Below are 8,075 nucleotides of genomic sequence, written 5' to 3' on the forward strand. Positions count from 1 at the left end.
GCCCAGGCCCGACGGGCCCGAAGGTTTGCGGGCCATCAGGCGACGTTCCTCTGCTCTCCGGCGCCGTACAGGTTGCTGGTGCAGCGGCCGCAGAGGCCCGGATGCGTCGCGTCGTGGCCAACGTCGTCGCGCCAGTGCCAGCAGCGCTCGCACTTGGTCGCGCTGCTCGCGCTCACTTTTGCCGACAGGGCATCGCCGGCAGCCAGGGCGACCGCCGAGGTGATCAGCACGAACTTCAGGTCGTCGCCCAGCGAGGCCAGCAGCGCGTGGTCGTCGGCCGGGGCCGTGAGCGTGACATTGGCCTGCAGCGAGGAACCGACCTGGCCGGCCGTGCGCACCGTCTCGATCTCCTTGTTGACCGCATCGCGGATCTCGCGGATGCGGCTCCACTTGGCGAGCAGCGCCTGGTCGGGCGTGCCGAGGTCGCTGTAGGTCTGGACGAAGATCGAGCGGCCGTCGCCGCAGAACTTCCAGGCCTCTTCGGCCGTGAAGCTCAGGAACGGCGCCATCCAGCGCAGCATCGCCTGCGTGATGTGCCACAGCGCGCTCTGGGCGCTGCGGCGCGCGTGCGAGCCGGGCGCGGTCGTGTAGAGCCGGTCCTTGAGGACGTCGAGGTAGAAGGCGCCGAGGTCCTCGGAGCAGTACACCTGCAGCTTGGCCACCACCGGATGGAACTCGTACACCTTGTAGTGCGCGAGGATCTCGGCCTGGAACTGCGCCGCCCGGGCGAGCGCATAGCGGTCGATCTCGAGGAGCTCTCCGAGCGGCACCGCATCCTTCTTGATGTCGAAGTCGCTGGTATTGGCGAGCAGGAAGCGCAGCGTGTTGCGGATCCGGCGATAGGCGTCGACCACCCGCGCCAGGATCTTGTCGTCGCCCGCGATGTCGCCCGAGTAGTCGCTCGCGGCCACCCACAGGCGCGTGATCTCGGCGCCGAGCTTCTTGTTGACCTCCTGCGGGTCGATGCCGTTGCCGAGCGACTTGCTCATCTTGCGGCCCTGGCTGTCGACTGTGAAGCCGTGCGTCAGCAGGCCGCGATAGGGCGCGCGGCCTTCGAGCGCGCTGGCGATCAAGAGCGACGAATGGAACCAGCCGCGGTGCTGGTCGTGGCCTTCGAGGTAGAGGTCGGCCTCGGGGCCGGTCTCGTGGTGCACGTTCGGGTGGGTGCCGCGCAGCACGTGATAGAAGGTCGAGCCTGAGTCGAACCAGACCTCGAGGATGTCGGTGCTCTTGGTGTAGTGGGGCGCGTCCTCGGTGCCGAGGATCTCCTCGGTCGTCACCCGGCTCCAGGCCTCGATGCCGCCCTGCTCGACGATGGCAGCGGCCTGGTCGAGGATCTCCATCGTGCGCGGATGCAGCTCGCCCGAATCCTTGTGCAGGAAGAACGGGATTGGCACGCCCCAGCTGCGCTGGCGGCTGATGCACCAGTCGGGCCGGTTGGCGATCATGTCGTGCAGCCGCGCCTTGCCGTTCTCGGGGTAGAAGCTGGTCTGCTCGATGGCTTCGAGCGCGGTCTGGCGCAGCGTCTTGGGCGCCTTGTCCTTGGTGAAGACGCCTTCGCCCTCGTCCATGCGGATGAACCACTGGGCGGCGGCGCGGTAGATGACCGGCGTCTTGTGGCGCCAGCAATGCGGGTAGCTGTGGCTGATGGATTCAGTCGTCAACAGGCGGCCGGCATCGCGCAGTGCCTGGATGATCACCGGCACCGCCTTCCAGATGTTCTGGCCGCCGAACAGCGGGAAATCCGGCGCGTAGGAGCCGTTGCCCTGCACCGGGTTCAGGATGTCGTCGTAGGCCACGCCGTGCGCGATGCAGGAGTTGAAGTCGTCGACGCCGTAGGCCGGCGACGAGTGGACCAGGCCGGTGCCGTCGTCGGCGGTCGCGTAGTCGGCCAGGTAGACCGGCGACAGGCGCCGGTAGCCGGCGTCGACGTCGTACAGCGGATGTTCGAACTCGAGCCCGCCGAGCTTCTCGCCCTTGACCGTGGCCAGCACGGTGCCGTCGAGCGCATAGCGGTTCATGCACATCTCGACCAGCGAAGCGGCCAGCACCAGCAGGCCGCGCTCGGTATCGACCAGCGCGTAGTCGAGCTCGGGGTTCAGGTTGATGGCCTGGTTGGCCGGGATGGTCCAGGCGGTGGTGGTCCAGATGACCGCGAAGGCATCTTTGGTGAGCGAAGGCAGGCCGAAGGCGGCCGCCAGCTTCGCCGGGTCGTGCGCCTTGAAGGCGACGTCGAGCGTCTGCGACTTCTTGTCGGCGTACTCGATCTCGAACTCGGCCAGCGAGGAGCCGCAGTCGAAGCACCAGTAGACCGGCTTCAGGCCGCGGTAGACGAAGCCGCGCTCGATCACGCGCTTGAAGGCGCGGATCTCGCCCGCCTCATTGGCGAAGTCCATCGTCTTGTACGGATGGTCCCATTCGCCCAGCACGCCCAGGCGCTGGAAGTCGACCATCTGCTGGGCGATCTGCTCGGCGGCGTAGGCGCGGCTCTTGGCCTGCATTTCGTCGCGGCTCAGGTTGCGGCCGTACTTCTTCTCGATCGCGTTCTCGATCGGCAGGCCGTGGCAGTCCCAGCCGGGCACGTAGAGGGAGTCGAAACCCTCGAGCTGGCGCGCCTTGGTGATCATGTCCTTCAAGATCTTGTTCACCGCGTGACCCATGTGGATCTGGCCGTTGGCATACGGCGGGCCGTCGTGCAGGATGAACTTGGGGGCGCCGTGGCGGGCGTCGCGCAGGCGCTGGTAAAGGCCTTCCTCGCTCCATTCCTTGACCCAGCCCGGCTCGCGCTTGGGCAGGTCGCCGCGCATCGGGAAGGGGGTGTCAGGCAGGTTCAGCGTGGCGCGGTAGTCGGTGGCGCCGTCGGTCTTGTTGTCAGCCATGGAAGTTCCAGAAATCTGCGCTGCCTTGCAGCGCTCGGGGATCGAGGGGAGCATGCGGCCCCTTGCATCCCAAGGCGGCCGAACGCGGCGGAAAGCGACGGTTTCCGCTCTAAATTCGGTCGCGCGTGGTCTGGCGATGGGTTTCGGCGTGGGTGGAGGCGAAGAAGGCGCGCGCGTCGCGGCCATCCTTCGCGATGCCCGCCGTGAGGGCCTCGAGGCTGGTGTAGCGCAATTCGTCGTGCAGTTTGTGCAGCAGTTCCACGCGGACGATTTTACCGTAGGCCCCCTCGCTGCCGAGTTCGGCCGGCCAATCGAGGCAGTGGGTCTCGAGCAGCACCCGCCCGGCGTTGACGTCGTTGGCGTCCAGCGAAGGGCGCACGCCGAGGTTGGCGACGCCCGGCAGCGGTGTCGCGGCCAGCCCGTGCACCAGCACCGCGAAGATGCCGTTGGCGGCCGGCTTCCAGTGCTTGAAGCGCAGGTTGAGGGTTCGGAAGCCATCGTCGCGGCCGGGTTTTGAGGCCCCCAGCGCGCGGCCCAGCTTGCGGCCGTGGACCACGTGGCCGGAGATGGCATAGGGCCGGCCGAGCAGCGCCTGGACGTCGGCCATCCGGCCTTCGGCAAGCGCCTCGCGCACCGCCGAACTCGACACCCGCAGGCCGTGCACCTCGTAGCTGTTCATCCGGGCGACATCGAAGCCGTGCTGCTCGCCGGCGCGGTCGAGCATCGCGTAGTCGCCGGCCCGCTTGGCGCCGAAGCGGAAATCGTCGCCGACCAGCACGTAGCGTGTCCCCAGGCCTTCGATCAGCACGTGCTGGATGAATTCTTCCGGCGTCCGGGAGGCCAGCCGGGCATCGAAGGGCAGCACGATGGTCTGGGCCACGCCGCCGGCCGCGAGTTGGCTGAGCTTGTCGCGCAGGGTGYCGATGCGCGCCGGCGCCAGCTCGGGCCGCTTGGTGAGCGCCGCGAAATAGTCGCGCGGATGCGGCTCGAAGGTCAACACGCAGCTCGGCAGCGCGCGCAGGCGGGCCTCGGTGTTGAGCAGCCCCAGCATCGCCTGGTGACCACGGTGCACACCGTCGAAATTGCCAATGGTCAGGGCGCAGGCCGGAGCCACGCCCGGATGCCTGAAACCCCGGAAAACCTGCATCGTCTGGTATCTTTTTGATAGCACTTTGCGCCCATGGAATGGGCACATCAGGGCCTTTTTGTCACAAAGCCGGTATATTGTGACGCACTGCGTCGTGCGCAAGCCCATCCGGTGAGCGTCATGTCCTGGTCTTTCCGTGGTTCTCTTTGATCGAGGAGGCGTCTGGTGAAGGTCTTGAAGCTGTCGGCCCAAGGGCTGCCCCAATCGTGGATTTCGCTTGAACAGGCGGTGATCCACTACGCCTCCGACGAGGTCCGGTGGGAGGTCGGCGCGCAGGTGGCGGTATTCCGTGGCGGCCACAACGCGGTCACCGGCCAGCAGTCGCAGATCGCGATCAACAGCATCATCGGCACCAAGGGCGTGCCGCGCATCAACCCCTTCACGCAGCGTCCGGGACTCACCAACAGCAAGCTGTTCGCGCGCGACCGCAACATCTGCGCCTATTGCGGCGGGCATTTCCACGAAGACGAGCTCACGCGCGAGCACATCATCCCGTTCGCCCAGAAGGGCATCGACACCTGGATGAACGTGGTCACGGCCTGCCGGCCCTGCAATCATCGCAAGAGCAGCCGCACGCCCGAGCAGGCCGGCATGGCGCTGCTCTATGCCCCTTATGTGCCAAGCCTGTGGGAGGACTTCATCCTGCGCAACCGCCGCATCTTGGCGGACCAGATGGAGTTCCTGATGGCGCACCTGCCGCAGAGTTCACGGCTGCACGGGTAGGCGCGCCGCGGGCGCTTGTCAGTAGCTCAGCTCGAGCACGCTGACCTCGGCCTGCGCGGCAGGCCAGGTCCGCCCGACGACTCTTTCGCCGTTGAACTCGGCTTCCACCGACCGCGGCGCCTCGCTGCCGAGCTTGATCTTCGCGTTCGACGCGCCCGCTCCCTTCGGCGGGACGCCGGGCAGGGTGGTCTGCCCATCGAATCGAAGCCGGTCCCGTTCGGCGTCGAAATAGCCGCGCGGCCGCGTGAAGATCACCAGCGCCCGGGCATCGCGGTCGGCCTCCGCGATGCGTTCCGGGCGCAGCTGTACGATGCTGCTCGAACGCGGGAAGGCGCTTCGGTAGATGTGCGTGGTGGCGTAGCCGGGCGCCGCCAGGACGAATTCCCAGGCGGTGTCCGGTCGACCCGCAAAAGGTCCCCAGCGGCCGTCCTGGCCGATGGTCTGTTCCCAGGCCGCCGGCCCCTGCCGGGTCCCGGTGGCAGGGTCGACCGCGAACACCGACAGGCGGGCGCCCACCAGCGGCAGGTTGTTGGGAAAGCTGCCGCTCGCTGGGTTGGCCGGGTCGAGGCCCAGGCCCGTGACCCGGCCGGACAGCGCGACGGAGGCTTCGGGTCCCGGTTGCAGGGTGCGCGGCGCCTCGCCCGTGAGGAAGCGCCAGGTGGCTTCGAAGGCGGCCGGCGAGAACGAGGTCTCGCGGTGGTCGACGCGCGGCAGCACCAGGTTCGTTGCCCCCTTGAGCGCCGGTCCGTCGAATCCGATCCATGTCGGCTGGCCCGGGATGCCGATCCACAGGCCGTCCGGCTGGGCGTACTTGTCGTTGTTGTCCGAGCGCAGCGTGAGCCATTTCACGCCGGGCGTCACTTCGTGGCCCTCGGCGTTCTTCGGCGCATTGAGCCGCTGGATGAAGGGGCTCAGGCCGGAGAACTCGCTGCCCTCGACCCGCCCCTTGACGGCCCAGATGCCGTGCGCCGGATTGCCGCCCAGCACCACGTGGCTCACCACCCGGTCGCCGCCGCCGTTCTGCACGTAGTTGCGGATCGTGTTGCCGCCGCGCGAGTTGCCGATCAGCACCACTTTGGTGGCGCCGGTCTGCTTCAGCACCCGGTCGACCTCGCCCTGGAGGAAGGCCATCGATTCGGCGGTCGAGCTGCGGCCTGGCTGGGCCACGCCGTCGTCGTCGCGCGCCAGCGGGAAGGGCTGGTCGAGCGCGATCAGGCGGTCGCGCGGCCAGCCGTTCGACTCAAAGCGCCAGACAGTCGTCTGCCAGAGGGCCGCCGACTCGCCGTTGCCGTGCACGAACACGATCGGCGGCCGCTCGCTGGCCGCGGGAGGGGTGGAGCAGGCAGCGAGCATGGCGGAGGAAAGGCCGAGTGCGATCAGTTGGCGGCGAGAGTACATGGAAAGGCTTTCTCAAATGAAAACGCCCGCCGGTGAAGCCGGCGGGCGCGAGGAGCTATCGGGACGCGCTGCGCAAGGTCAGGCGAAGACTCCCGCGGTGTTCTGCATGCGGGCCGACACTTCGCCGAGGTGATGCAGGCTGTCGCCGAAGGTCATCTCGAGCTGCGTGAGCTTGCGGAAGTAGTGGCTGCCGATGTATTCATCGGTCACGCCGATGCCGCCGTGCAGCTGCACCGATTGCTGGCTCACGAAGCGCATCGAGACGCCGAGCTGGTACTTGGCGCGCGCCAGCGCCTGGCGACGTTCGGCGGCCGGCGCGTTGAGCTTGAGGCTGGCGTAGTAGCTCATCGAGCGGGCCAGTTCGAGCTGCATCTTCATGTCGGCGACACGGTGGCGAAGCGCCTGAAAGGTGGCGATGGCGACACCGAACTGCTTGCGCGTGTTCATGTAATCGACCGTGACCGCGAGCGTCTGGTCCATCACGCCGACGGCTTCGGCGCAGGTCGAGGCGATGCCGATGTCGACGCCGTATTCGAGTGCGGCGAGGCCGTCGCGGGTCAGCAGCGTGGCGGCGGCGCCGTCGAACACGACTTCGGCTGCGCGGCTGCCGTCCTGCGTGCCGTAGCCGGGGGCAGCGACGCCGTCGGCGGCGCGTTCGACCAGGAACAGCGCGATCTTGCCGTCGAGCTGCGCCGGCACCAGGAAGGCGTCAGCCTCGTCACCGGCCGGCACCAGGCTCTTGCTGCCATGCAGCTTGAAGCCGTCGCCGGCCTTCTCGGCCCTGGCCTCGCAGACGTCGAGCCGGTAGCGCGCCTTGCGCTCCTGGTAGGCCAGCACCACCAGCGCCTGGCCGCCGGCGATGCGCGGCAGCCAGTTGTCCTTGGTGTCGGCATCGGCATGGCCGGCCAGCAGCGCACCGGCGATGAAGGATTGCGCCAGCGGCTCGAGGACGATGCCGCGGCCCAGCTCTTCCATCACGACCATGCCTTCGACCGGGCCCATGCCCAGGCCGCCCTCGTCTTCCGGAATGTAGAGGCCGCCCAGGCCGAGCTCGGCCAGTTCGTCCCAGGCCTCGCGCGAGAAGCCGCCGGCCGCTTCGTTGGCGCGGCGGCGCTCGAAGCCGTAGCCTTTTTCAACCCACTTGGCGACGGCGTCGCGAAGCTGCTGCTGGTCGTCCGAAAAATTGAAGTCCATATCAAATCCTTGCATATGCCTCGCTAGAGCCCCCTCCCGGAGGGGGTGCGGGGAGTAAAACATTCAACGCGGAGCGCAGCCGTTCTACGGCTTTAGCCGAGAACGGTCTGCGCGACGATGTTGCGTTGCACTTCATTGCTGCCACCGTAGATGGTGGTCTTGCGCATGTTGAAGTAGGTCGAGGTCAGCGGTGCCAGCTGCGGATGGCCGCCCGGGAAGTCGCCCTGCCAGCCGGCCTCCATCGCCTCGCGGATCAGCGGCAGCGAATAGGGGCCGCCGGCCAGCATCATCAGCTCGGAGTAGCGCTGCTGGATCTCGCTGCCCTTGATCTTGAGCAAGCCCGCGATGTCGAGCGAGTTCTTGCCCGAGGTGGCGGCCGACAGCACCCGCAGCACTAGCATCTCGAGTGCGACCACGTCGACCTCGAGCTTGGCGATCTCGTCGCGGAAGCGGCTGTCTTCCCAGACGCCTTCGCTCTTGGCCAGGCGCTTGAGCCGCTCCAGTTCGCGCTTGGCGCGGTTGACGTCGGCGATGTTGGTGCGCTCGTGGGAGAGCAGGTGCTTGGCGTAGGTCCAGCCCTTGTTCTCCTCGCCGATCAGGTTCTCGGCCGGCACCTCGACGTTGTCGAAGAAGACCTCGTTGACCTCGTAGCCGCCGTCGAGCAGCTTGATCGGACGCACGGTGACGCCCTTGGACTTCATGTCGATCAGCAGGAAGCTGATGCCGGTCTGCGG

6 protein-coding genes are annotated in these 8,075 nt (G+C 67.6%); 1 reads left to right on the forward strand and 5 read right to left on the reverse strand.

Features of this window, described 5'->3' with window-relative positions; translation table 11 throughout:
• Positions 1-35: 35 nt before the first annotated feature.
• Positions 36-2,879 carry an isoleucine--tRNA ligase gene (ileS, locus tag AC1DY5_RS33045; RefSeq protein WP_478118367.1) on the reverse strand — a complete coding sequence of 948 codons (2,844 nt, stop codon included), beginning with the start codon at positions 2,877-2,879 and terminating at the stop codon, positions 36-38.
• A 109-nt stretch (positions 2,880-2,988) separates the two neighbouring features.
• A complete protein-coding gene (locus AC1DY5_RS33050; protein WP_478118371.1) occupies positions 2,989-4,026 on the reverse strand; it encodes a bifunctional riboflavin kinase/FAD synthetase in 1,038 nt (345 codons plus the stop codon).
• Positions 4,027-4,191: 165 nt separating this feature from the next.
• Between AC1DY5_RS33050 and AC1DY5_RS33055 the strand changes: the two genes are divergently transcribed.
• Positions 4,192-4,749 carry an HNH endonuclease gene (locus tag AC1DY5_RS33055; RefSeq protein ID WP_478118373.1) on the forward strand — a complete coding sequence of 186 codons (558 nt, stop codon included), beginning with the start codon at positions 4,192-4,194 and terminating at the stop codon, positions 4,747-4,749.
• A gap of 18 nt (positions 4,750-4,767) precedes the next feature.
• On the opposite strand, the gene AC1DY5_RS33060 is transcribed toward AC1DY5_RS33055, so the two are convergent.
• From AC1DY5_RS33060 to AC1DY5_RS33070, 3 genes are all read right to left on the reverse strand, one after another.
• Positions 4,768-6,147, reverse strand: a complete 1,380-nt coding sequence (locus AC1DY5_RS33060; RefSeq protein WP_478118375.1) for an alpha/beta fold hydrolase — start codon at positions 6,145-6,147, stop codon at positions 4,768-4,770.
• 78 nt (positions 6,148-6,225) lie between these two features.
• Positions 6,226-7,341, reverse strand: a complete 1,116-nt coding sequence (locus AC1DY5_RS33065) for an acyl-CoA dehydrogenase family protein (RefSeq protein ID WP_478118377.1) — start codon at positions 7,339-7,341, stop codon at positions 6,226-6,228.
• A 92-nt stretch (positions 7,342-7,433) separates the two neighbouring features.
• A partial coding sequence (locus AC1DY5_RS33070; RefSeq protein ID WP_478118379.1) for an acyl-CoA dehydrogenase family protein occupies positions 7,434-8,075 on the reverse strand: 642 nt, incomplete at its 5' end.

Source organism: Variovorax sp. P4_D9, from assembly GCF_056401695.1.

Bases quoted from the DNA above. Each gene is read 5' to 3' on its own strand.
- ileS (WP_478118367.1), bottom strand. From the start codon at position 2,879: ATGGCTGACAACAAGACCGACGGCGCCACCGACTACCGCGCCACGCTG.
- AC1DY5_RS33060 (WP_478118375.1), bottom strand. From the start codon at position 6,147: ATGTACTCTCGCCGCCAACTGATCGCACTCGGCCTTTCCTCCGCCATG.
- AC1DY5_RS33065 (WP_478118377.1), bottom strand. From the start codon at position 7,341: ATGGACTTCAATTTTTCGGACGACCAGCAGCAGCTTCGCGACGCCGTC.